Genomic DNA, 24,027 nt, shown 5'->3' with positions numbered 1-24,027 from the left:
CCAGGCCGGGCATGACAGAAGGCCCGGACCACCTGGTCCGGGCCTTCTCGGGGTGGAGCTGAGGGGATTCGAACCCCTGACCTTCTCATTGCGAACGAGACGCGCTACCAACTGCGCCACAGCCCCTTGCGTCGAGGAACACTACCACCTCGGCGCGATCGGTCGAAATCCTCAGCAGCCCACGACCCGTCGCAGCGGGACCGGCTCGTCCAGGAACTCGTCCTCGATCTCGACCGGGGCGAACACGTCGTCCTCCCCCGGCACGGACCCGGCGGCCACGACCGGGTGGGCGGCGCGGGGCGCGGCGGTCTTGAGGGCGTACGTCGGCAGCGGCACCGGGACCGGACGCCACTGGCCGGGGGCGAGCGGCTCGGGCTCGGCCTCGACGACGACCAGCGGGGGCTCGTCGTACGACCGGACGTCGAAGGGGGTCGGGGCGACCTCGGCGACGCGCGGGCGGGGAGCCGGAGTGATCGGGGTGCGGTCCGCGGCGACGGTCCGCACCGCGGGCGCGGGCAGCTCGACGGCGGGAATGAGCTCGGTGGCGGCAGCCGGGGGCACATAGGTCGCGGTCCGCTCGGCGGGACGCTCCTGCGCGCGGGCGGCCGGGGCCGGGGCCGGCTCGACGACGGCCCGCTGCGGCAGCGGCTCGGGGCGCGGGGCGACAGGCGCCCACTCGGCCTCGGCAGCGGCGGCGCGGCGAGAGGCGCGGGTGGTGCGAGCGACCGGCGCCGACTCACGGCCACGGTGACGCCCGCCCTCGGACACCGGGACAGGACGCGGCGTGACCGCGGACTTGGCGGCGTGCCGCAGCCAGCCGAGGTCGAGGACCAGCAGCGCCACGCCGATCGCGGGAGCCCACAGGGGCAGCATCCGCAGCGCGGCGAGCACCACGACGGCGACGGTCGCACCGAGGGTCAGCACGAGCGAGAGGGCCCGCACCGTCCGACCGCGACGGCTCGCAGAACGCGCGGCCCGGGTCGCGCGGGAGCCGGGCTCCGCCCGGGGCGCCGGACCGGTCGGCCGCAGCGGGCTGACGGCATACGACCTGGTGGAGGACGTGGCGATGATCGGACGCTCCTGGAGGACCGCGATCGCCTCGGCGTAACGCTCGAGGGAACGCGCGGTCTGCAGGTGCTCCCGACGCCGCATCCACGACTGCGTCAGGTAGGCAGCCCACAGCCCGATGACGACCACGAAGACGAGGCTGGAGGGCTGCATGAGACCGAAGGTACGGGTGGGAGAGGTGGGACCATCTCAACCGAAAGGGCGTGTCGACTCTTTGTCGTGAGATCCACCCGTTCGGCCCTGAGCACGGTCACCCGAGCGGAGTCTCTGAACGAAGGTTGACCCACCCAGCTCCTCGGTGGTCAGGGCGAAGGAGTGATGATCTCGCCACGCTCCGTCGATGTGGAGATAGCGCTCACGCAGCCCTTCCGCGCGAAAGCTCAGCTTGGCCGCCACCGCGAGGGAGCGATGGTTCTCCGGTCGGATGTTGACCTCGATGCGGTGCAACCCCCGCTCGCGGACCGCATAGTCGCAGGCCATCGCCAGGGCGAGCGGCGCGATCCCCCGCCCGGCGTGGGTCGGGGCGCACCAGTAGCCCGCCGACGCACCCCACAGCGCCCCCTCGAAGACCTGGGACAGCGTCACGGCGCCGCAGAGCCGGCCCTCGACCTCGGCGACGAAGGGCAGCAGCCGCCCGGCCCGCGCCTCACGACGCTGGTGGCGCAGGTAGGCGGGGTAGGGCAGCGCCACCTGGCCGGGCCGCGCGGGCGTCGGCTCCCACTGCTCGAGCCAGTCCCAGCTGCGGCGACGCAGCTCCAGCCACTCATGCTGGTCACGACGGCGCAGCCCGCGCAGCACCAGGGTGGCCCCGTCGTCGAGTCGCTCCTCGAGCCGGACCGGCCACGGGTGCGCCATCAGTGGTCTCCCCCGGCCACCTGGTCGAGGGCGTGCCCGACGAGGGGCTCCAGGACCGCCAGCCCGTCCCGGACCCCACCGGTGGAGCCCGGCAGGTTGACGACCAGGGTGCGTCCCGCGAGCCCGGCGACCCCGCGGGACAGCGCGGCGGTGGGGATCCCGGCGCCGGTCCCGGCGGCCCGGACGACCTCGGCGATGCCGGGGACGAGCCGGTCGACGACGGCGAGGGTCTCCTCGGGGGTCCGGTCCGTGGGCGACAGACCGGTCCCGCCCGTGGTCACCACCAGGTCCACGCCTGCGGCGACGGCATCCCGCAGGGCGCTCCCCACGGCCTCGCCGTCGGGGACCACCACGGCGGCGGGGGTGTCCAGGCCCCACCGCCGCAAGGCCGCCACGACGACCGGGCCGGTGCGGTCGGGATAGACCCCCGCCGCGGCGCGCGTGGACGCGGTGACGACCACCCCGCGGCGCGTCCGGGGAGGGGTCATCGGTCGCCCTCGGCCCAGTCGCCGGAGCGGCCTCCGGACTTGGCGGTGACCCGGACGTCGGTGACCCGGGCGTGCTTGTCGACCGCCTTGATCATGTCGACGAGGGCCAGCGCGGCCACGGCGACAGCGGTCAGCGCCTCCATCTCGATGCCGGTGCGGTCGGCGGTGCGCACGGTGGCCGTGACGTCCACCCCGTGGTCGGCGACGGCGAGGTCGACGGCGACCGCGTGGACGGCGACCGGGTGGGCCAGCGGGATCAGCTCGGGGGTGCGCTTGACGGCCTGGATGCCGGCGATGCGGGCGACGGCGAGGGCATCGCCCTTGGGGACGACCCCGTCGCGCAGGGCCGACACCGCGGCCGGGGAGAGCAGGACGCGCCCCCGCGCCGAGGCCTCGCGGGCGGTGACCGGCTTGGCGGACACGTCGACCATGTGGGCGGTGCCGTCGGCGCGGACGTGGGTCAGCGCGGGGGCTGCGCGTGGGGGCGTGTCGTCGCTCATGGACGGGACTCCTGCTCAGGGGCGGGGTGGGACGAGGTGGGGTGCGTCGCGAGGGGATGCAGGAGCAGGCAGGTGAGCGGCATGCCGGGCCGCACCTCCTCGACCGCCGCGGGCACCACCGCGAGGGCGTCGGCGGCGGCGAGCGCGCCCAGCATGTGCGAGCCCTGGCCGCCCGCGAGGCGCAGGCGCCAGCCCCCGTCGCCCCGGTGGAGGGTGACCCGGGCGAGCTGGGTGCGGCCCGCGGGGGCGCGCCAGGCGTCGTCCGCCACGGCGACGACCTGGTCGCGGTCCGCGGCGTCCGGGCCCGCGGGGTGGGCCGCCAGCTGCCGCAGCGCCGGCAGGACGAAGACGAGGTAGGACACCATGGCGCTGACCGGGTTGCCGGGGAGCGTCAGGACGGGGACCCGCCGGCCGTCGGCGGCCTCGAGCGTCCCGAAGCCCTGGGGCTTCCCCGGCTGCATCGCGACCCCGCGGAAGGTCGCGCGTCCGCCGCGGGACAGCACGGCCTTGACCACGTCGTAGGCGCCCGCCGACACGCCGCCCGTGGTCACGAGCACGTCGCAGCCCTCGACCAGCTCGGTCAGCGTCCGCTCGAAGGCCGCCTCGTCGTCGCCGGCGGCCCGGGCCCGCACGGCCGGGAAGCCGTGCTCCCGCAGCGCCGCCACGAGCATCGGCCCGTTGCTGTCGACGACCTCGCCGTGGCCGGGCAGGGCACCGGGCTCCAGGAGCTCGTCCCCGGTCGTCAGGACGGTCACCCGTGGCGGCGCGACCACGGCCACCTGCGGGCGGCCCACGGACACGAGCAGCGCCAGCACCCGCGCGTCGACGAGGGTGCCCGCCGCGAGAACGACCTGCCCGCGGCGCACGTCGTCGCCGGCCGGCCGGACGTGGGCGGCCGGCCGGGGCTCCGCGAGCAGTCGAACCTGGTCGGTGCGCCGGTCGGTGAGCTCCACCGGGATCACCGCGTCGGCGCCCTCGGGGACCGGGGCCCCGGTCATGATCCGTATGGCGGTGCCCGGGGCGAGGGTGACCAGGTCGGTGCGTCCGGCGGGGACGTCGTCGGTCACGGGGAGGACGACCGGTCGCTCGGCGGACGCGCCCAGCACGTCGGCGCGGCGCACGGCGTAGCCGTCCATGGCGGAGTTGGCGCAGACCGGCACGTCGACCGCGCTCACGACGTCCTCGGCGAGCACGGCTCCGTGTGCCTCCAGGACCGGGACGGTGACCACCCGGCGCGGGACCTGCCCGCAGGCGGCGAGGACGGCGGCGCGGTGCTGCTCCAGCGGGACCAGGTCGGATGCCATGGCGCGGAGACTAGTCGAGTGTGGTGTGCTCACCCGTCGTGGCGGCCCGATCGCGTCCCGCGGCCTTGGCCGCCGTCATCGCGTCGTCGGCCGCCCCGAGCATGTCCAGGGCGGTCGCCCCGTCGTGGGGCCAGGTGGCGACGCCGATGCTGCAGGTGACCGGCAGCATCTGGCCGCCGACGTCCAGGGGGCGGGTGCGCAGGTCCGCGACGAGGCGGTCGGCGAGGGCCAGGGCCTGCTCCGAGCCGCGCTCGGGGCACAGCACCGCGAGCTCCTCCCCGGCATACCGCGCGACCGTGTCGACGGGGGGCACGAGCTCGACGAGCCGGGCTGCGAGCGCCCGCAGCGCGCCGTCCCCGGTCTCGTGGCCGTACCTCTGGTTCAGCGCCGCGAAGTTGTCGATGTCCACCACCAGCAGCGACAGCTGGCGCCCGAAGGTCTGCGCCCGGGCCACCTCCCGGCTGAGCGCCGAGGTGAGCATGCGCAGGTTGCCGACGCCGGTGAGCGGGTCGACGACGGACTGGCGCTGGGCGGTGCGGTGGAGCATGGCGTTGTCCATCGCGACGCCCGCGGGCCCGGCGACCACCTCGAGCAGCTCGGCGGTCTCGGCGTCGTAGGCCTCCTGGCCTGCGCTGCGCTCCACCACCAGGACGCCGACGGCGTGGTCGCCGGAGACCAGGGGAGCCGCGCAGGCGCGACCGTCGAGGACGGCGGAGGGGCAGGGAGTGGCGTCGTCGAGCATGACGACGCGGCGCTCGGACGCGGCCAGACCGACGATGCCCTCGTCCAGGTCGACCCGGCTGGAGGGCGGCCGCGGCGTGCCGATGGGGTGCACCACGCGCAGCCGCAGCCCGGCGCCCTCCCGCAGCCAGACCGAGGCGGAGGCCGAGGAGGTGGTCGTCTCCGCCAGGGCGCACACCGCCGTCAGCAGCCCGTCCAGGTCGTGGGTGCGCTGCAGGGTCGCGGCGATCGCGTGCGCGGTGTCGTGCAGGGTCTGGCGGCGGTCGCGCAGCTCGGCCATCTGTCGGTCCAGCTGGGCCGCCATGTGGTTGAAGTCCCTCGCCAGCTCGCCGATCTCGTCCTGACGGTGGTCGGGCAGCCGCACCGACAGGTCGCCGTCGGCCACCTGCTGGGCCCCCCGGCTCAGGGCCACGATCGGCTCGGTGAGCTCGCGGGCGAGCCAACGCACCAGCAAGGCCGCGCCGGCGAGGACGGCGATGAGCACGATCAGCGGCAGCCAGGCCCGCAGGCCCGAGGTGGGGTCGGGCGCCGAGCCCTCCACCGCGCAGGGGCGGCCCGGCCCGGCCTCCACGGTCCGGACGATCGCGCCCCGGCCGATGTCGGCGCTGGGGTGCACCTCCGAGCCGGCGCAGAGCAGGACGGCCCGCACGTCGCTGACGGCGGCGTGGCGGGCCAGGGCGTCCAGGCGCCCGGGCGTCAGCGGCTCGACGACGAGCACCGACAGGTCGCCCCGGTCGGTGCGGAGGGTGACCTGCTCGGCCAGGGCGGCGCCGGCGCGCGAGGTCACCTGGGAGCAGCGCGTCGTCGGCAGGGCTGCAGGCTGGCGGGCCGGGGGCTTGCCCGCAGTCCCGATGACCTTGCCGCCCTGCGTCACGACGACATACCCCTGCTCGGCGCCGAGTCCCCCGCGGGTCTCCTCGGTGAGGACCACCTGGGGCGGGCGCCCGTTGGCCACCGACAGCGCGATCACCTCGGCGCGGTCGCCGAGTGCCCAGCACTCCGCGCCGATCGCCGTGGCCAGCGCCGAGGTGGCCCGGTCGACGTCGCGACGCTGGCCGTCGAGGAGGGATCGGGGCAGGAACACCCCCGCGAAGAGCCCGGTCAGGAGCAGCGCCGGCAGGATGACGGCCGCGAGCGCGATGCCCAGGCGGGTGCGGATCGGCACGGCTCCTCCTCGAGGTCGGTGCGCCCATGGTGGCACGCCGCACGGCCCTGTGCGCCGAGGCGTCCGTCCGGCCTGCGAGGATGTCTGCATGGACGGCACCTCCCCCGGATCCAAGAAGGCCCTGCGCACGGAGCTCTGGGCGGCCCGCCGGGCCCGGCTCGCGGACTCCACCAGCGCACGACGAGACTCGGACGCAGCGCGGCTCGCGGAGCAGGCGATGCGGCTGGTGCGCGAGCACGTCGCTCAGGGCGCCACGGTGACGTCCTACGAGTCCTATCCCGCGGAGCCCGGCACCCGGCCGCTCAACCGCGCCCTGGTCGCGGCCGGCTTCCGGGTCATCGTCCCGGTGACGCTGCCCGACCTCGACCTCGACTGGCGGCCCCTGGACAGCGCCGAGGACGACGAGTCCGCCCGGCTGGGACGTGACGCGATCGGGGAGGCGGACCTCCTCCTCATCCCCGGCACCGCGGTCGACCGCACCGGCGTGCGGCTCGGGCAGGGCGGCGGGTGCTACGACCGCGCCCTCCCACGCCGTCGCGACGGCGTGCCGGTGATCACCCTGCTGCACCCGGGCGAGCTGCTCGCCGCCCCGCTCCCCCGCAACGACCACGACCAGCTCGTCGACGCGGTCGTGACGGCCTGCGGGGTCAGCTGGATCCGGCACCGCTGAGCTCGCGCCGGCTCCCGCTCGCGACCCGGCCGTATGCCGAGGATCAGTCCCCGTCGGCCGGCCGCAGGATGAGCTGGTCGACGGAGTCCCTCGCGATCGCCTCGGGCGAGAAGGGCCAGGGATAGGGGTCGTTGGTCAACCAGCGCGCCGTCTGGTCGTCGTAGTGGCCGCTGGTCGGGTGCCCCGAGACGCCCGTGCTCTGGACCCAGGTGCTGCTGTCCAGCGAGCCGAGGTCGACCACCATCCGCATCGAGGGCCCCCAGCTCACGTCGTAGGACCGGGCGAGGTCCGCGCCGAGGGCGTTCGGCGACAGGGCGGTGCCGGGAGCCGGGTGCGGGCCCCGGTCGAGCAGGTCACCGATGAGCCCCGGCGCGGCCTCCCCGAGCGGGTGCCGCAGGGTGAGCCGGTGGAGGCGGCCGTAGTCCCACGAGACGACCTCCTTGCCGGTCCGCCTCGTCAGCTCCAGCCGGGCGTCGACCTGGGCGCGGCGCAGGATGTCGTCGCGGGTCTCGACCTTGAGCGTCTTCTGGTCGTCCCACCAGGGCGAGCGCGGGTTGTCGAGGAGTCCCTCGACCACCGCCGCCCACCGGGCACCGCCGTCGGGCCGCAGGCCGGTGGGCAGGTCGTCGTCGAAGGTCAGGTGGAGCAGCGCCGACCAGGTGGCGGCGAAGTACGCCGCGCCCCGGGACGAGGCGTTCTCGCCGGTCACGAACCTGCCGTCCCAGCCGCGCAGGGTGTCCTGGCCCTCCTTGGTGAAGGAGTCCGAGCCGAGGTCGACCGCGAGCAGGGCCTTGGTCAGGATCGGCTGGAAGGCGTCGCTGCTGTCGCTCTGGATGTCCCGCATCCGTTGCGGGGTGACCGGGCCGCCCTCGTCCAGGAGGGTGCGGATCCGGGCGGACCGCCAGCCGGCGCTCCAGTCCGTCGTGAGGAAGGGGGTCGTGCTGGGGGTGACCTGCTGGTTGGCGGTGACCACGAGCCCCTCGGGCGGGTCGTAGGCCCACGGCAGCTGGTCGAAGGGCACGTAGCCGTTCCAGTCGTTGCGGGACTCCCACCCGGGGACGGGCAGGTAGCCGGGGGGCGTCCCTGCGGTCCCGGCCCGGCGGATCGGGACCAGGCCCGGGGCCTGGTAGCCGATGTGCCCGTCCACGTCGGCGTAGGTAGCGTTCTGCGAGGGGGCGACGAAGGACTTCAGCGCCTCCCGGAAGCTCGTGAAGTCCGTCGCCCGGTCCAGCCGGAAGATCGCGTCGGCGGTGGTGGTGCGGTCCAGCGCGGTCCAGCGCAGCGCCACGGCGCTCTGCTCCCCCGGGGCGGCCGGGGGCGCCGCCTCGGCGGTCCCGTCGAGGACGCCCGAGACGATCGGGCCGTGGGACGTCGACCGCACGGTGACGGTCCGGTCCGGCCCACCCGCCACCTTGATGGTCTCGGTGCGCGTGCTGACCGGCAGCCAGCGGCCGTCCTTGAGGACCGTGTCGCCCTTGAGCCGCTCGAGGTAGAGGTCGGTGACGTCGGGGTCCAGGTTGGTGAAGCCCCAGGCGATCCGCTGGTTGTGGCCGATCACGACCCCCGGGAAGCCCGCGAAGGTGAAGCCGGAGACGGCATACGGGCAGGTCGTCGACAGGGTCCGGCAGCGCAGCGACACCTGGTGCCAGATGCCGGGCTGCTCCAGCTCGAGGTGAGGGTCGTTGGCCAGCAAGGGCTTCCCCGTGCTGGACCGGCGCGGGCCGACCACCCAGGAGTTCGAGCCGAGGCCCGCCCCCGACCCGATCGAGCTGCGGACGGCCGCGAGGGTGCGCGCGGTGTCGTCCAGGGCGGCGGGTGCTCCGGCCTGCAGCGCCGGTATGCCGCCCCGGCCGGCGGAGCGTCCGCCGTGGGGCACCGCGCCCGGCTTCCAGTCGGCCGGGGAGAGGATCGGGGCCCGCCGGTCGCCGGCATACGGCGGGTAGAGCTCGGCGACCTCGGCGAGGGACCGACCCTGCGCCATCAGCCGGGCCCGGGCGAGCTCGTCGTCGACGTTGCCCTTGAGGTCCCAGGCCATCGCCTTGAGCCAGACCAGGGAGTCGACCGGCCCCCACCGCTCGATGGTGTAGCCGGGGTGCGCCACGCCCAGCAGGAGGTACTCGGGCGCCACCTTGGTGGGGTCGCCCGTCCGCTCCAGGTAGGCGTTGACCCCGTCGGCGTAGGCCGTGAGGTAGCGCCGGGTGTCGGCCGACAGCATGGGCAGCTCGGCCTCGGCGGTGCGCCGCCAGCCCATGGTGCGCACGCCCTTGTCGGAGGCGACGCCCGCCTCCCCGACGAGCTCGGCGAGGCGCCCGGACGTGGCGTGGCGGCGCAGGTCCATCTGGAAGAAGCGGTCCTGGGCGTCGACGTAGCCCTGCCCGCGGAAGAGGTCCTCGGGGGTGTCGGCCTCGATGTTCGGGACCCCCTGGGCGTCCCGGCGCACGTCGACGCGCCCGCTCAGCCCGCCGAGGCGTTGCTCCCCGCCCAGGTCGGGGTCGGTGCGGCTGACCGCGCCCCACAGGACCCCGGTGACGATGAGGGCGGCGACGACGAGGAGCGCGACCACGGTGACGGCGGTCCGTCGGGCGATCTGGGCAGCGTGCGACACGACAGCGAGACTAGGCCACCGGGCGGGGGTCACCGTGCGCGCGGGGCGGGGCGTCGTGGACGCGACACCGTTCGGCATACGACACAATGCGTGACATGCAGACGGCGGCGATGGCGGGGTTCGGCGTCGAGGACCTCCGTCTGGTGCTGCTGGTGGGCTCCGTCGTGCTGCTGCTGGCGGTGGTGGCGGTGCGGGTCAGCACCCGCTCGGGGCTGCCGTCGCTGCTGCTCTACCTGCTGATCGGGGTGGCGCTCGGGGAGTCCGGCCTGGGGATCCAGTTCGAGGACACGCGGCTGACGCAGGCCCTGGGCTACACCGCGCTCGTCATCATCCTGTCCGAGGGCGGGCTGACGACCTCGTGGCGGCACATCCGACCGTCGGTGGCGCCCGCGGCGCTGCTGTCGACCGCGGGCGTGCTGGTCTCGGTCGCGGTGATCGGGGTGGCCGCGCACCTGATGCTCCCGCTGGACTGGCCGGCGGCGATGCTGGTCGGCGCGGTCCTCAGCTCGACGGACGCGGCAGCGGTGTTCTCGGTGCTGCGCAGCGTCCCCCTCCCGCGCCGCCTGACCGGGATGCTCGAGGCCGAGTCGGGCTTCAACGACGCGCCGGTGGTGATCCTGGTGACGGCGCTGACGGGGGTGGTGGCGGGCACCTCCCACGCAGGCCCGCTGGTGCTCTTCGCCGAGGCCGTGGTCGAGCTGGTCGTGGGCACCCTCGCCGGCCTCGCGGTCGGCTGGCTGGGGACCCGTCTGCTGCACCGCTACGCCGACACCTCCTCGGGCCTGTTCTCGATCGGTGTCCTCGCGGTGCCCGGCCTGGCGTATGCCGTCGCGACCTATGCCCACGGCAGCGGCTTCATCGCGGTCTACGTCGCGGCCCTCGTCCTCGGCAACTCCTCGCTGCCGCACAAGGCCGCCACCCGCGGGTTCGCCACGGCCATGGGGTGGCTCGCCCAGATCGGACTCTTCGTCCTGCTCGGCCTGCTGGCCTCCCCCTCGCAGCTCGCACGGTGGGCGGTGCCCGCGGTCGTCCTCGGGCTGGTCCTGCTGCTCGTGGCCCGCCCCCTGTCGGTCCTGGTGTCGGCCACTCCCTTCGGGATCGGGGCGCGCGAGCAGGTCTTCCTGTCGTGGGCGGGGCTGCGCGGGGCGGTGCCCGTCGTCCTGGCGACCGTGCCCGCGACCGAGGGCGCGCAGCAGCTGGCCTGGTTGTTCGACCTGGTCTTCATGCTCGTGGTGATCTACACCGTCGTCCAGGGCCCGACGCTGCCGTGGGTGGCGCGGCGCCTGGGCGTCATCGACGAGGGGGCGACGATGGACCTGCAGGTCGAGTCCACCCCGCTGGAGCGGATGAACGCCGACGTCGTGCAGGTGGAGATCGGCGACGAGTCCCGCCTGGCCGGCGTCGAGGTCTACGAGCTGCGGCTCCCGCGCGGGGCCAGCGTCGCGCTGGTGCTGCGGCGGGGCCGGTCCTTCGTGCCCGAGCGGTCCACGGTGCTACGCCGGGGTGACGCCCTGATGGTGGTCATGCCCTCGACGCTGCGGGAGGCGACCGAGGAGCGGCTGCGGGCGGTGTCCGAGCAGGGGCGCCTCGCCGGCTGGCTGCGGCCCGGGGAGCGGCCGCCGCCGGCCCGCATCCCGCGCGAGCGCGGTCAGGATCGGCATCGCGGCTCGGTAGACTGAGCCACCGCCCGCGCACTCGCCCGACCCCGTGGAGAACCCGTGCCTACCTACTCCTACCGCTGCTCCGACTGCGGCGAGGCCTTCGACATCGTGCAGTCCTTCAGCGACGACGCGCTGACCGAGTGCCCGGCGTGCCAGGGGCGTCTGCGCAAGCTCTTCACCAGCGTGGGCGTGGTCTTCAAGGGCTCGGGCTTCTACCGCACCGACTCCCGTGGCAGTGCTGCGAGCACCCCGCCCGCCTCGGACAAGGCGGCCCCCACCTCCTCGGGCACGGCAGCGCCTGCCGCGTCCTCGACGAGCTCGGCGAGCACCACCTCCGCCGACTGACCCGCTCCCGCGCCGCGCTGTCCACAGGCCCGCGCGGTCCGGCGCCGGTCGTCCACAGCCGACCCGTCCGTGTGCCGGAGGCCATCCCTCGTCGCCCTAGCGTCGGGCCATGGCTGCGCACCCTGCTCTCGTGGACCCTCCGATGGCCCCCGGACCCCGTGCCGGGTCCGCAGGCGGACCGGCAAGACCTGACGCCCCTCCGCCCGCTGGTGCCCGGGTCGGATGGCGCGACCGGCTCGCCGCCCGTGGTGGCACCCGCCGGTGGTGGTGGCTCCGGCTCGGCCGTCGGGTGCTGGGGGCCCTGCTCGCCGCGACCGCCGCGGCCCTGACCGTACGGCTGGCCTTCCCGCCACCCCCTCCCGTGGGCGTCCTCGTGCCCACCGCCGCACGTGACCTGCCGGCGGGCCACCGCCTCGCCGCCGCCGACCTGATCCTGCGGCGCTGGCCGGGTGCCGACGCGCCCCCTCGGCCGGCGGATCCTGCCGCTCTGGCCGGGCATCCGCTCGTGGTCGGCGTGCGGGCCGGCGATCCCCTCCCCGCCGCGGCCGTCGTCGGACCCGCCCTGGTCGAGCGGCTGCCCCCCGGCCGGGTGGCGCTGTCCGTCCCCGACGTCCCGCCGCTGGTGGCGCAGGCTGCCTCGGCGGGCGACCGGGTCCAGCTGTGGGCCGGGGACCGGCTGGTGTCGCGGGACGCCGTCGTCCTCGCGCGCGGCGACGACACCGGCGGTGGGGGGCCGCTCCCTGCCACCGTGGCAGGGTCTGGAGCCGGCCAGGCCGGGGGCGGCGGGGCAGGCGGGACCCTGCTGGTCTCGCTGACGCAGGCCGACGTCGAGCAGGTCCAGGGAGCGCGGGGTGGTAGCCCGGATCCACGTCCGATCATGGTCGTTCTGCGCGCCCGCACCGCGTGACCTGGGACAGACATCCCCCGAATGGACCTAATCGCATACAATCGGACAAATTGGATCAAGATCACAATTGGTTCACGACTAGGCCCGGACACTCCCCACCGGGGGTGCGGTTGTGGTGGGCTGGGGAACCGTGCGCACCACGACCAGGTCGACGCGCACCACCTCCTGCGGGCACGCAGCCCTCGCTCGGCCCGCCCCCTGCTTCCTAGCGAAAGAGACGTTCACCATGCTCAAGGGTTTCAAGGACTTCATCATGCGCGGCAACGTCGTCGACCTGGCGATCGCCGTCATCCTCGGTGGCGCCTTCGCCAAGGTCGTCGAGGGCTTCGTCGCGATCCTGATGAACCTCATCGGCAAGGCCGGCGGAACCCCGAACTTCAACAGCTGGAACCCCGGCGGGATCCCGGTCGGCCCCTTCCTCACCTCGCTCGTCTACTTCCTCATCGTCGCGGCGATCCTCTACTTCCTCGTCGTCACCCCCATGAACCGCGTCGCGGCGCGTCGCAAGGCGGGAGTGGAGGAGTCCAAGGCTCCCTCCGAGGAGGCCGCAGTGCTCATGGAGATCCGCGACGAGCTGCGGATCCGCCGCCTCTGACCTCTGCTTCCTCGCCCGGGAGGGGCCGCGTCCTCACGGACGTGGCCCCTCCCGGCATACCTGGACGTCGCCGCCCGATCCCTCACTCCCAGTGGGGAGGACGCTGCTCGCGCAGCCACCGGTCCCGCGCCCCCTCGGCACGGCCCCCGGAGGCGCCGGCGACCCGGGGCGAGCCCGGGTCCGACGCTGCCCCACGCATGCTCGCGGCGGACGAGCCGGCAGCCGGCCGAGACGTCGCACCCGGCGTGGCCGCCGCGGCCGACCCGAGACGGGGCTCCGCCTCCCCCACCGGGTGCCCTGCTGCGGCGCCCGTGCCCGGCGCGTCGACCCGGCGGTGCCGCCGCCGGCCGGTTCCCGCGGTCATCGCCCTGCCCGCCGCTCCTCGGCCGCCTCGGCCACGGCCTGCAGGATCCGGGCGACCTCCCGGTCCGGCATCCGGAAGGCGTCCACCGACCAGACCCGCAACGGGCGCCAGCCCTGGCGCTCCAGCAGCGCGGGCCGGTGCACCTCACGGTCGGCGGGGTTGGCAGCGGCGGCGTGCAGGAGCCCGTCCGACTCGACCGCCACGGCGCCGCCCCACACGGATCGGGGGTCGCGGACGGCGAGCTCGATGGGCCCGACCCCGCGACCGGCCCGCTCGGTCACGTCCAGGCCTGCGGTCCGCAGGCGGTCGGCGAGGTCGAGCATCACCGGGTCGGTCAGCTCTCCCTGCGACGGGGGCAGGTCCGGCGACTGCGTGGCCAGGGTCAGCACCTCGGCCAGCAGGTCGATCCCGCCCGACCCGCCGGCCGCCCGGGTCAGCTCCTCGACCGTCAGGGCGGTGATCACGGTGAGGGTATGACGCGCCCGGGTGACTGCGACGGACACGCGGCGCTCGCCGGTCGCCAGCGCCATCGAGCCGAACCGGTGTGCGGCCTGCCCGGTGTCGTCCACGACATACCCGACGGTGAGCAGGATGTCGTCGCGAGTGTCCCCCTGCACGTCGTCGACGTGCTTGACCCAGAAGGCCTCTCGTCGCTCCGCCGCGAAGTAGTCGATGAGCGGGTCGCCGGGCTCGAGGGCGGCCACCTCGGCCTGGATGCGCTCGCGGACCCGGTCGGCGTGCTCGGCGTTGAGCGCGATGACACCCAGGCTGTGGTCGGTGAAGCCGCGGGCGTGGGCGAGGACGAGGCGGGCGACGCGGTCGACCTCCTCGTCGGTGCTGACCGCGGCCTCCCCCGCCTGGCCGCGGCTGCCCGGGCGGAGCTCGACGTGCTCGAGGGTGACCCGCTGGAGAGTTCCGGCCGGGGGGACGGTCGTCGGCTCCTCGACATACAGGTGCTCGTCGAGGGCGACCGTCAGCCGGTCGTCGAGGATCCGGTGGTGGGTCTGCAGGGTGTGGGTCGGCAGCCGGGCCGACAGCACGCTGAGGACGGAGAAGGATCGCTGGTCGGCGCGGACGTCGTCGACCGGCCGCGGGTCCACCTCGAAGCTCAGCTCCGACGGCGGGAGCTGCTGCTGGTCGCCACACACCACGACCTGCCGACCGCGGCTGACCGCCGAGACCGCCTGGGCGACGGCCAGCTCGGAGGCCTCCAGGATGATGACCGTGTCCACGACCGGACCCGGGGCGAGCAGGGCCCCGACCTCGTGCGGCGAGACAGCCCGGCACGGCGCCGCACCACGGGTCGCCCGGGCGACGGCCTGGGCCCGCTCGCGCAGGGCCCGCGCCTCCAGCCGGCGCAGCTCCTCGGCCATGGCGTGCAGGGAGGGTCCGTCGTGGCCGCCGTACCGCGGATCGGTCCGGGCCACCTCCTCCAGGAAGGACGTCCACCACACGTGACGCACCTCCGGCGCCACCTGTTCCGGCGGCACGTGGCGCTCGGCCAGGTCGTCCACGAGGGCGCCCATCCCCTGGTCGCGCAGGTCGTCCAGGAAGCCCGTCACCTTGGGCAGCACCTCGAGGCGGCTCTGCTGGGAGACCAGGTCGTGCATGCGCAGGTGGACGACGTCGACGTGCTGGGTGGTCGTCGAGGCGCCCTCGCCGGTGGTGGCGAGCACGGGCTCCAGGCGCTCGAGGTCGTCGACCACCGCGTGGTAGGCCGACCAGGCCTCGTCGATCCCGTCGGCGGGGGCGGGAACCGCGTCGGGCCCCCCGCGTGCCTGCCACAGCACGAGCTGCTCGTGGGCGAGGGCGAGGGTCTGGTGCAGGTCCCGCGGCGCCATGCCCGGGCGGACGAGCGACTTGGCGTCGCGGCGCAGGGCACCGCGGCGCAGCACCCCGATCCGGGAGCCGTGCTCCGCGCGGTATGACGAGGACGTGGCCTCGAGCAGCTCGGGCAGGGGCGCCTCGTAGACCTCGGGGTGCAGGACGTCCAGGGTGGCGCGCACCCCGGTGAGCAGCTCCAGGTCGGCGCCGATCTCGGCCAGCGTGGTCGCCGGGGGCAGGCCGACGCCGCGGGACAGCTCGTCGACGAGCTGCACCAGGCGCGGGATCCCGCGGTCCCCGGCGAGGCGCTCGCACGCGGCGAGGGCGGCCGCGGCGTCGGTGGCGGTGGTGATGCGGGCCCCGCGCCAGGGGTCGGGCGCCGGCGTCGGCAGCCAGGCGCCGTCGGTGACGGCCTGCACCAGGCGGCGGGTCGCGGCGTCGAGCACGCGCGGCGTCAGCCGGTGCAGCGTCTCCCGGTCCAGCCGCACGCGGGAGTGGGGCGCGGGGCGCAGGGACGCCAGCTCGACCAGGGCGCCGTGCGCCTGGAAGGCACTGACCCCCCAGGGGGCTCGCGGCGCGTGCAACGCCTCGACGTGTCCCTGCAGCACGGTGGTCGCGTCGTGCAGGTCGGTGAGGGTCTCGTGGTGCGGCTCGATGCGGGCGGGCACGGCGAGGGTGGTGATCGGGCCGTGCGCGTGCCTGAGGTCGGGGCCGTCGTGGGCCTCGGTGACCAGGTCGAGACCGACCTCCAGCAGCCGGGTGCGGACCGCGTCGATGGCGGTCCGCTTGTGCGAGACGAGCAGGATGCTGCGGCCCTGGGCGGCGAGACCGGCGACGGCGTTGGCGACGACCTGGGTGACGCCGGTGCCGGGCGCCCCCTGCACCACGACGTCGTCCCCGGCCGCGATGGCGGCGAGCGCGGCCCGCTGGGAGGCATCGGCGGCGAGCACCAGGGGCATCGGGGCGGGGTCGGGCGTCGCGTCCCGCAAGGTCGTGGGCAGCCCGGCCATGGCGCGGACGAGCGGGTGGTCCGCCACCGCGGTGTCGACCAGGTCGGCGACCATGCCGAGCTTGACGTAGGGATAGACCCCGACGCCCAGCCGGCGCTCGATGTGGAAGCCGGGCAGGCGCGCGCACCGGGACTGGATCTCGCGGTAGGCCGCGTCGGGGTCGAAGCCGTTGCGCCCCCAGGTCATCTCGACCAGGCGAGGCACGTCGAGCTCCACCCCCGCCTCCGTGCGCAGCAGCTCGACGAGGGCGGGGTTCAGCTCGACGCCGGGGCCGACCACGACGTCGAAGTCGTCCTGCGCCAGGTCGCGCGGCACTAGCTCGCAGGCCCGCAGGAAGACCGGGGCCGCGGGGATCCGCGAGCCGGCCATCCGCCAGGCCGCCATACCGGCCGTGGCGAAGCAGGACGCCAGCCCGTGCTCCTGCCACAGCCGCCGCTCGGTGCGGCGCAGCGCGCGGGCCTTGACGCAGGCGTCGGACAACGCCGCCGGCTCGCGAATCAGATCGGACAGCCGGGTGTCTCGCCCGGACAGGAAGATCGCGAGCCCGGCCGGGTGGGCCCGCGCGAAGTCCAGCCGGACGACGTCCTCGGTCCGCCACAGCAGGGTGTTGGGACCACCGATCTCCACCAGCTCACGTCGCCACCGGCGGACCGCTGCCAGAGCCGGATCGAGCTCGTCCGGCGGGGGCGCGGGGGCGGGTGGGGTGGCAGTCACCGGCTCAGGATAGCGATCAGGGGGCATTCAGGCCGGGCATCGGGCACGCAATGACCTGCGGATCTTTCGATCGATCGACGCAGCACCGGGACATGGGGGCAGCGCGCATCATGCAGGGGGAGGGATGATGCACGCCGCTGGTTGAATCATCAGCGACCCACCTGAGCAGGTCAAGGGCAACAGGATGGGCATGCCCGATTTCGCCCGGATGGCGCGTTCTGTCGGGATTTCGTCACCTGTTGTTCATGTTGGCCTGAGCCACTCAGGCGTGCGCCGTGAGGCGCCTCGGCGCAGGCCGCGCCCGAGTCGATCGGGGGCGCGGGACGTGCGAGGATAGGTCGCCGTGGCGCCTCGACCGCCACCCCCGCCCTCGTAGCTCAGGGGATAGAGCACCGCTCTCCTAAAGCGGGTGTCGCAGGTTCGAATCCTGCCGGGGGCACCCCACATCACCACAGGTCAGAGCCCCTTTCCGGGGTTGATCGCCAGCATGTCGAGGGCCCCCGAGGGGCTCTTGTGGCACATCTGTGGCACACCCGCCAGAGCCACGTGTGCCTCCAGCGACCGGCCGACGGCATCGAGATCGTCCGGGAAGAGACCCGCGTAGACGTCCAGAGTCATGGCCGCCGAGGCGTGGCCCAACATCTGCTGCACCGCCTTGACGTTGGCGCCCGCCGCGATCGCCAGCGACGCCGCCGTGTGCCGCAGATCGTGCGGGGTCAGGTCCACCAGCCCAGCCCTCTCGACGGCAGGGTCGAAGACACGACGCCGCCAGTTGTTGAGCCGCAGCGGACCACCCATCGGGGCAGGGAAGGCCAGATCGTCGGCGCCCCTCCCCCGGCACTGCTCCTCGATGTGGCGCATGAGCGCCGGTGGCACCGGCACCGACCGGACCTGATGCGTCTTCGGGGTCGTCCACACGAGCTTGGACCCGACGACGCTCACGGACTCGGCCACGGTCAGCCGGTTGCGCACCGGATCGACCCGCCCGATCTTGAGCGCCGCGAACTCCCCGAACCGCAGACCTGTCAGCGCGAGCACGAGCACCTGCAGGCCGTTGTCCCCCGCCGCGTCCACGAGCTGCTGCAACTGCGCGGCGGTCAGGAACCGCGGCTCACGGCGCGGCTGACGCGGCAGGCGCACACCCGTGGCGGGATTGCGCGCGATGCGGTGATCGGCCACCGCGGCCTCGAAGATCATCGACGCGACGAGGTACACCTTGCGCACGAGGCCGGGCGACATGCCCTGCCCGACAAGGTCACCGATCCAGGCGGCCACGTCCGAGCGCGCGACCTGGGCCAGCGGCCACGGCCCCCACTTCGGGATCACGTGCGTGCGCGCCACCTCCCGATAGCGCAACGCCGTGCTCGGCTTGAGGTGCCCAAGTCCGGCCATCCACGTCTTCGCGTAGACCTCGAAGCGCACCTTGCCCGCAGCCGGGTCGAGGTAGGCCCCACGGTTCATCTCCGCCTGCAGCTCGGAGAGGAACCGCCCGGCGTCGACCTTGCGCCGGAAGGACTTCTTCCGCTGAGCACCGGTCGGATCGCGCCAGCGAGCCAGCCACTTCCCGTCGCGAGGGTCCTTGCTGATCGTGGCCATGTCAGGCGGCCTTGGACACGGCCCAGGCCCGCACCGCGGCGGGGTCGAACCGCAGATGCTTGCCGAGGCGCATGCACGGCGGACCGTCGCCGCGGTGGCGCCACTGATAGATCGTCGGGACGCTCACGCTGAGGAAGGTCGCCACGTCGTCGATCGTCCAGGGAGTGTCAGAACAACGGTGGGTGGGGGTTCGGCCTGACGCGCTGAGCGGTGCTCGGCGGGAGAGCAGGCAGCATGACGAACACGATTGGGGTCGTGGACCTCAACGATGACGACAAGCAGGCGCTGGCGCAGCGTCTGGTGGACCAGGCCCGCGCTGAAGGAGTCGACCTGGTCGGCCCCGACGGTGTGCTGACGGGCCTGACCAAGCAGGTGCTGGAGACCGCTCTGGAGGAAGAGCTGACCGAGCACCTCGGCTACGAGCACTCGGATCGGCACGCGAAGCCGGCGCCGGTCGACGGGGGCGGGAACGAGCGGAACGGCACCCGATCCAAGACGGTGCTCACGCAGATCGGGCCGGTCACGATCGACGTTCCGCGGGACCGGGACGGCACATTCGACCCGAAGATCGTCCGGAAGCGGCAACGCCGTCTGGACGGCGTCGACCAGCTCGTCCTGTCCTTGTCGGCGCGCGGGTTGACCACCGGTGAGATCGCGGCGCACTTCGCCGAGGTGTATGGCGCGTCGGTGTCCAAGGACACGATCAGTCGGATCACCGAGAAGGTCGCCGCGGAGATGTCTGAGTGGCAGCACCGGCCCCTGGACCGCGTGTACCCGGTGATCTTCATCGACGCGCTCGTGGTGAAGGTCCGTGACGGGCAGGTCACCAACAAGCCCTTCTACATCGTCATCGGCGTGACGACCGCCGGGGAACGCGACATCCTCGGGATCTGGGCCGGCGACGGTGGGGAGGGCGCAAAGTTCTGGCTGGGCGTGCTCACCGAGATCAAGAACCGCGGTGTCGAGGACGTGTGCATCGCCGTGTGCGACGGGCTGAAAGGACTGCCCGAGGCGATCACCACGACATGGGAGCTCGCCGCCGTACAGACGTGCGTCGTGCACTTGATCCGGAACACGTTCCGGTACGCGGCCCGCCAGCACTGGGACGCGATGGCCAAGGACCTGCGGCCCGTGTACACGGCCGTCAACGCCGAGCAGGCCGCCGCACGGTTCGAGGACTTCGCCGCCACGTGGGAGCCCGTCTGTCCCGCCGCGATCCGCATGTGGCGAGGCGCGTGGAACGAGTTCGTGCCCTTCCTCGACTACGACGTCGAGATCCGCAAGGTCATCTGCACGACCAACGCGATCGAGTCGTTGAACGCCCGCTACCGGCGCGCCGTCCGTGCGCGAGGGCACTTCCCGAACGACGCCGCCGCGTTGAAGTGTCTCTACCTGGTGACCCGTTCCCTGGACCCCACCGGGAGAGGCAGGGCACGATGGGTCATCCGGTGGAAGGCACCCCTGAACGCCTTCGCCATCACCTTCGAGGGACGCATCACCCCCTCGACCACCTAAGAACGCTGGGCACCCCGCCCACCGATAATCCGACAGTCCCGCTGGCGGGGTAGCGCCGTCGAGGGCTGTGGGGTCTTGGCTGGCGACCGCTGTCGGTGCCGTGCTCACAACCCTGGGCAATGTCTTGCCGGCTCGGCGAGCGCGCCGGCAGCGCTGAGGCACCCGCGGGCATCCTTGCGCCGCGGGATGCCGCTGGCTCCACTGTCCTAGGGACGCCGCCGCCGTGCTGCCGCCACGTCCCAGACCACCTGCACCGCCGCGACCACCAGGCCGCAGTGGAGAGCGTCGGTCCACCGTCGCTGCGGGTCCAACCACAGCCCGGTCACGAGCCACACCAGGCCCCAGACGACCCTGATCCACGCGGCATGAGCTGCGACGAGCCGCCACGAGATCCCCTCAGCCTCCTGCGATCCGGTCACCCCACCAGGGTAGGCAGGCATCGGCGCAGGCGACCACGAAGGGCCCCAAGTGGTCGGCGGCCACGAAGGGTGACGAGCGCCGGCATCGTCCGCCCTAGACTCCTCAGGTGACCTCTGACCGGCAACGTGCCACCGTGCGATGGGGAATCGTCGGGCTGGGCGCCGCCTTGACGATCGTCGTGCTGCTCCGGCAGACGCGGAACCATCCCTAGGCGCCTGCTCTGCGGAGCACGTCGGGCGCCTCGATCAGGTAGAACCCCGCGACCGCTTCCGCCGCCTCGACGAAGGTCCCCTCGGTCACCCCGGCGGCACGGACCGACACGGCCTGCGCCCTCGGCGTCAACGCCCAGGCATGCGTCATCGCACCCTGCCGCGCGAGCTCGTCGGCATGGTCGTCGCACACCCCTTGGCTGCACCCTCGCGGCCCAGGTCGTGGGCGGAGCCGGCGGCATGGATCAGGACGGCGAACTGCGGCATGGGGGTGGTCCTCTCGGCGCGATCGGGCACGACCCCGGCCCTGGGAACCGCATCAGGCGGCAGGCTCACGTCAGCCGCCGCTACCGTCATACCCACGGAGGAGCCGGGGCAGCGGCTCGAGGGCGGCCATGCGTCCGCCGGCGTCGACCTCCCTCGGAGGCACGGACGGGACGAGGAGAGCCGATGGCCCTGAGGATCCAGGTATGCCGAGGGGCACGGCGCCCACTGGCGAGACACCGCGCGGCTCCCCGCCCGGCACGAGGACCGGTGGCGGGCGGCCTTGCTCGGCGACTGAACGACCCTCAGCCGCCCGGTGCACCCGCCCATGACCGGGGTGCACCCGCCCATGACACGACGAGGCCCCCACCGGAATCCGGTGGGGGCCTCGTGGCGTCAGCGAGAGGTAGCTCAGGCGCGACCGTAGGTCACACGCGAGGACCAGATCGCGTGCAGGCCGGTGGTGCGGCCGGTGCGCGGAGCGTCGTACATCATGCCGCCACCGGCGTAGATGCCCACGTGGTAGGCCGGGGAGCCGAAGAACACGAGGTCACCGGGACGCGGGTTGGAGACGCGACGGGTGGCGCGCTGCTGCTGGGCAGCGGTGCGCGGCAGGCGGATGCCGTTGGCGCGGTAGACGTAGCCCACGTAGCCCGAGCAGTCGAACCCGGAGGTGGTGGTGCCACCCCAGCGGTAGTAGATGCCGGACAGGCGGGCAGCCGTGCCGAGGATGCCACCGCGAGCGGCGCGGCGGGGGGCCGGGTTGGCCTTGGCCTTGCGGACCGGGCGACCCACCGCACGACGCACGTACGAACGCGAGACGCGACGGTAGGTGCGGTTCACGCGGCGGTAGGTGCGCGAGGTGCGACGGTAGGTGCGGCGGTACGTGCGCGAGGTGCGACGCGTCGCGCGCTTGCGCTTGAGGGAGGCGCGCTTGCGCTTCACGGCGGTGCGCTTGCGCACGGTGCCGCGAACCTTCTTGAGGCGCGACTTCTTCAGGCCGACCTTCGACACCTGGCCGAGCTGGCCGGCCGCCGCGACCGTGGCGGTCGTGGAGGTGGTGGACGCAGCCGGGGCAGCAACCGCGGGCATCGCCGCGGCGATGACCATGCCACCAGAGGCGGCGGCAACGGTGGCGACCTTGACCGAGGGAGCGGAGTGGTGCTTGGCGGCGTCGATCAGCAGGGTGGCAGACGAGACATCGGCCGTGCGGTGACGACCGTTGGAGCGAATGGACACGATTAACCTCTCGAACGCCTGCGAAGTTAGCTGTCGGGTTCGGGCGGAAGTTAACGACGCCCGGCCACCAAGGTGGCTTCACCCCGTGGTGCTCGCGCACCAAAGGTGGGTCCCCCGCTCCTGTCAGCGGAATAAGCAACCAGCTGGAGTGACAGGACTCGGCGTCTCCAGCTGCGGACCTTCCAGGGGGAGAAGGGCCACGACGAACGTAGCGGACCTTCCGGGCATTGTCACGCTCAGGTCACGAATGGATTAAGGCGGCGAGGGACGAGCAGCACGCGTGACAACGCTCAGCGACGTCACAGACCCCTGGGTGATGATGGGTCACACCGGTGACAACTCGTCGACGAACACATGTGAAGCCACCTCCACGGGCAGTGAAACCCCTTGCTCAGCAGGAGAATTCACACCCACGACGACGATGCGGTCGCCGTCCGCACTGACCCGGACCCGGCTTCCGGGGAGGGCTCCGGCGGCGGTGAGCAGGCCCAGCGCCTCCTGGTCAACCTGCAAGGGCTCCCCGATCCGGCGTACTCGAACTGTGGCGCAAGTCACATCGTTGCTGACCACCAGGTGGAGAGCACGTAGCCCCTTCACGCCGGTCTCGGGCTCGTCGGAGCCCCCTGCGGACGCGCTGGAGAGCGCGGTCCCCCCTCCGCCGTGGACGCCTTCGGCGCCCTCAGCCCCCTGGGGATCCCCCCGCAGCTCCTCCAGGCCCGGGATCGGGTTGCCGTACGGCGACACCTGCCCCTGCCCGTCCCCCTCTCCCAGGAGCGCCAGGATCTTGCGCTCCACCCGGTCGCTCATGACGTGCTCCCACCGGCACGCCTCGTCGTGGACGTACTCCCACTCCAGCCCGATGACGTCGACGAGGAGCCGCTCGGCGAGACGGTGCTTGCGCATCACCCGGGTCGCCTGCAGGCGGCCCTGCGGCGTGAGCTGGATCCGACGGCTCCCGGCCACGTGCAGCAGCCCGTCCCGCTCCATCCGGGCGACGGTCTGCGAGACCGTCGGACCGGCGTGCCCGAGACGCTCGGCGATCCGGGCGCGCAGCGGCAGCACGCCCTCCTCCTCCAGCTCGTAGATCGTCCGGAGGTACATCTCGGTGGTGTCGATGAGCTCAGTCACCCGTCAAGCGTGCCACGGTGGCCGCCCGTCGGTGACGCCCCCGAGCCAGGCGCGCGGGCGCAGGTATGTCGCCATACCCGCGCCCGCCCCGGCCGCAGGGGGAAGGGCAGGCCGGTCAGGGCATCACCCGGGTGCGGCGCCAGGACGCGGGGTCGTCCAGGTCGCCGTCTCCCACCCGCTCGTAGACGATCCGGTCGTGCAGCCGCGAGGGGCGCCCCGCCCACAGCTCCACCTGCTCGCAGCGGATCCGCCAACCACAGAAGGTCTCCGGCATCGGCACCTCGAGCTCCTCCCCCGCCGGCCCGGTGAACCGCGCCGCCTGGTCGGCATACCGCTGCTCCAGCTCGGGCCGCCCGGAGATCGGGGTGGACTGCAGGGAGGCCCAGGCGGAGACCTGCGAGCCCCACGGCCGGGTCTGCCAGTAGCCCTGCAGCTCCTGCGGACCCAGCTCCTGCGCGACGCCCCGGAACCGGATCACCCGGAACAGGTCGGTCCAGCGCAGGGTGGCGGCGACCCGCGGGTCGGCCGCGATCTGGCGGGCCTTGGCCGAGCCGCGGTCGGAGATGAAGCCCGGACCGCCGGGGGCGAAGAACTTCATGAGCACGGGCCGCACGTCCGGGGCACCGTCCTCGTCGACGGTCGCGACCTCCAGGCAGTCCGGCTCGGAGTGCCCACCTCGGGCCGCGTCGTGGGCCACGGCCTCGGCCATCCAGGCCGCGAGCTGCTGCCACGGGGCGGGCCCGAGACGCGCCTCGTCCAGCCCCTCGCCGGAGTAGTCGGTGCGCGGGACCCCGGTCAGGTCGGATGGCTGCTGGCTCATGCCCCGAGACTAGGCTGAGC

General features: G+C 73.8%; 21 protein-coding genes, 2 tRNA genes and 1 riboswitch. Of the genes, 7 read left to right on the top strand and 16 right to left on the bottom strand.

Annotation, left to right across the window (positions count from 1 at the left end; translation table 11 throughout):
* Nucleotides 1-53: 53 nt before the first annotated feature.
* The 7 genes from MM438_RS03360 to MM438_RS03330 form a co-directional block, all read right to left on the bottom strand.
* Nucleotides 54-126: transfer RNA gene (locus MM438_RS03360), tRNA-Ala, on the bottom strand.
* 45 nt (nt 127-171) lie between these two features.
* Entirely contained in the window at nt 172-1,221 is a 1,050-nt protein-coding gene (locus MM438_RS03355) for a hypothetical protein (RefSeq protein WP_241451070.1), read from the bottom strand.
* Nucleotides 1,222-1,257: 36 nt separating this feature from the next.
* A complete protein-coding gene (locus MM438_RS03350; RefSeq protein WP_241451069.1) occupies nt 1,258-1,923 on the bottom strand; it encodes a GNAT family N-acetyltransferase in 666 nt (221 codons plus the stop codon).
* The gene (locus tag MM438_RS03345) at nt 1,923-2,411 is read right to left on the bottom strand and encodes a MogA/MoaB family molybdenum cofactor biosynthesis protein (protein WP_241451065.1); all 489 of its coding nucleotides are present in this window, start codon (nt 2,409-2,411) and stop codon (nt 1,923-1,925) included. The genes MM438_RS03350 and MM438_RS03345 overlap by 1 nt, the downstream gene beginning before the upstream one ends.
* Nucleotides 2,408-2,911: a cyclic pyranopterin monophosphate synthase MoaC gene (moaC, locus tag MM438_RS03340; protein WP_241451063.1), complete on the bottom strand. Its 504-nt coding sequence runs from the start codon at nt 2,909-2,911 to the stop codon at nt 2,408-2,410. The genes MM438_RS03345 and moaC overlap by 4 nt, the downstream gene beginning before the upstream one ends.
* Entirely contained in the window at nt 2,908-4,215 is a 1,308-nt protein-coding gene (locus MM438_RS03335) for a molybdopterin molybdotransferase MoeA (RefSeq protein ID WP_241451061.1), read from the bottom strand. Before MM438_RS03335 ends, moaC begins: the two co-directional genes overlap by 4 nt.
* Nucleotides 4,216-4,225: 10 nt before the next feature.
* Nucleotides 4,226-6,121, bottom strand: a complete 1,896-nt coding sequence (locus tag MM438_RS03330; protein ID WP_241451059.1) for a sensor domain-containing diguanylate cyclase — start codon at nt 6,119-6,121, stop codon at nt 4,226-4,228.
* 88 nt (nt 6,122-6,209) lie between these two features.
* Between MM438_RS03330 and MM438_RS03325 the strand changes: the two genes are divergently transcribed.
* Nucleotides 6,210-6,791 carry a 5-formyltetrahydrofolate cyclo-ligase gene (locus tag MM438_RS03325; RefSeq protein WP_241451057.1) on the top strand — a complete coding sequence of 194 codons (582 nt, stop codon included), beginning with the start codon at nt 6,210-6,212 and terminating at the stop codon, nt 6,789-6,791.
* 43 nt (nt 6,792-6,834) lie between these two features.
* Here MM438_RS03325 and MM438_RS03320 read toward each other — a convergent pair whose 3' ends face one another.
* Nucleotides 6,835-9,396 (bottom strand): penicillin acylase family protein, encoded by a 2,562-nt coding sequence (locus MM438_RS03320; protein ID WP_241451055.1) that lies wholly within the window; start codon nt 9,394-9,396, stop codon nt 6,835-6,837.
* 95 nt (nt 9,397-9,491) lie between these two features.
* Between MM438_RS03320 and MM438_RS03315 the strand changes: the two genes are divergently transcribed.
* The 4 genes from MM438_RS03315 to mscL all read left to right on the top strand — a co-directional run bounded on the left by MM438_RS03315 (nt 9,492) and on the right by mscL (nt 12,904).
* Nucleotides 9,492-11,075 (top strand): potassium/proton antiporter, encoded by a 1,584-nt coding sequence (locus tag MM438_RS03315; protein ID WP_241451053.1) that lies wholly within the window; start codon nt 9,492-9,494, stop codon nt 11,073-11,075.
* A 39-nt stretch (nt 11,076-11,114) separates the two neighbouring features.
* Nucleotides 11,115-11,402, top strand: coding sequence for an FmdB family zinc ribbon protein (locus tag MM438_RS03310; RefSeq protein WP_241451051.1), 288 nt, complete (start codon nt 11,115-11,117; stop codon nt 11,400-11,402).
* A gap of 109 nt (nt 11,403-11,511) precedes the next feature.
* Nucleotides 11,512-12,309, top strand: a complete 798-nt coding sequence (locus MM438_RS03305; protein ID WP_241451049.1) for an SAF domain-containing protein — start codon at nt 11,512-11,514, stop codon at nt 12,307-12,309.
* A 226-nt stretch (nt 12,310-12,535) separates the two neighbouring features.
* Nucleotides 12,536-12,904: a large conductance mechanosensitive channel protein MscL gene (gene mscL, locus MM438_RS03300; RefSeq protein ID WP_241451047.1), complete on the top strand. Its 369-nt coding sequence runs from the start codon at nt 12,536-12,538 to the stop codon at nt 12,902-12,904.
* Between the two features lie 360 nt (nt 12,905-13,264).
* On the opposite strand, the gene MM438_RS16620 is transcribed toward mscL, so the two are convergent.
* Nucleotides 13,265-16,816 carry an AAA domain-containing protein gene (locus MM438_RS16620; protein ID WP_241451045.1) on the bottom strand — a complete coding sequence of 1,184 codons (3,552 nt, stop codon included), beginning with the start codon at nt 16,814-16,816 and terminating at the stop codon, nt 13,265-13,267.
* 366 nt (nt 16,817-17,182) lie between these two features.
* On the opposite strand from MM438_RS16620, the gene MM438_RS03290 reads away from it, so the two are divergent.
* Nucleotides 17,183-17,255 (top strand) — tRNA-Arg (locus MM438_RS03290).
* 17 nt (nt 17,256-17,272) lie between these two features.
* Here the strand turns inward: MM438_RS03290 and MM438_RS03285 are convergent.
* Nucleotides 17,273-18,412, bottom strand: a complete 1,140-nt coding sequence (locus MM438_RS03285) for a tyrosine-type recombinase/integrase (RefSeq protein WP_241451043.1) — start codon at nt 18,410-18,412, stop codon at nt 17,273-17,275.
* Between the two features lies 1 nt (nt 18,413).
* Nucleotides 18,414-18,557, bottom strand: coding sequence for a helix-turn-helix domain-containing protein (locus MM438_RS16615; RefSeq protein WP_241451041.1), 144 nt, complete (start codon nt 18,555-18,557; stop codon nt 18,414-18,416).
* A gap of 89 nt (nt 18,558-18,646) precedes the next feature.
* Here MM438_RS16615 and MM438_RS03275 point away from each other — a divergent pair, with 89 nt between their 5' ends.
* Entirely contained in the window at nt 18,647-19,927 is a 1,281-nt protein-coding gene (locus MM438_RS03275) for an IS256 family transposase (RefSeq protein WP_241449384.1), read from the top strand.
* Between the two features lie 206 nt (nt 19,928-20,133).
* Here MM438_RS03275 and MM438_RS03270 read toward each other — a convergent pair whose 3' ends face one another.
* The 5 genes from MM438_RS03270 to MM438_RS03250 form a co-directional block, all read right to left on the bottom strand.
* The gene (locus MM438_RS03270; protein WP_241451039.1) at nt 20,134-20,346 is read right to left on the bottom strand and encodes a hypothetical protein; all 213 of its coding nucleotides are present in this window, start codon (nt 20,344-20,346) and stop codon (nt 20,134-20,136) included.
* A gap of 208 nt (nt 20,347-20,554) precedes the next feature.
* Entirely contained in the window at nt 20,555-20,707 is a 153-nt protein-coding gene (locus MM438_RS03265) for a YciI family protein (protein ID WP_241451038.1), read from the bottom strand.
* A gap of 524 nt (nt 20,708-21,231) precedes the next feature.
* Entirely contained in the window at nt 21,232-22,059 is an 828-nt protein-coding gene (locus MM438_RS03260) for a C40 family peptidase (RefSeq protein WP_241451036.1), read from the bottom strand.
* Nucleotides 22,060-22,207, bottom strand: a riboswitch (cyclic di-AMP (ydaO/yuaA leader). It abuts the gene before it with no gap.
* Nucleotides 22,208-22,383: 176 nt separating this feature from the next.
* Nucleotides 22,384-23,187, bottom strand: a complete 804-nt coding sequence (locus tag MM438_RS03255; RefSeq protein ID WP_241451034.1) for a metal-dependent transcriptional regulator — start codon at nt 23,185-23,187, stop codon at nt 22,384-22,386.
* 115 nt (nt 23,188-23,302) lie between these two features.
* Nucleotides 23,303-24,007, bottom strand: a complete 705-nt coding sequence (locus tag MM438_RS03250; RefSeq protein ID WP_241451032.1) for a pyridoxine/pyridoxamine 5'-phosphate oxidase — start codon at nt 24,005-24,007, stop codon at nt 23,303-23,305.
* Between the last annotated feature and the right edge of the window lie 20 nt (nt 24,008-24,027).

The sequence above is a fragment of the Arsenicicoccus dermatophilus genome, assembly GCF_022568795.1.
Lineage (GTDB): Bacteria > Actinomycetota > Actinomycetes > Actinomycetales > Dermatophilaceae > Arsenicicoccus > Arsenicicoccus dermatophilus.
This window is presented reverse-complemented; position numbering and strand designations above follow the sequence as displayed.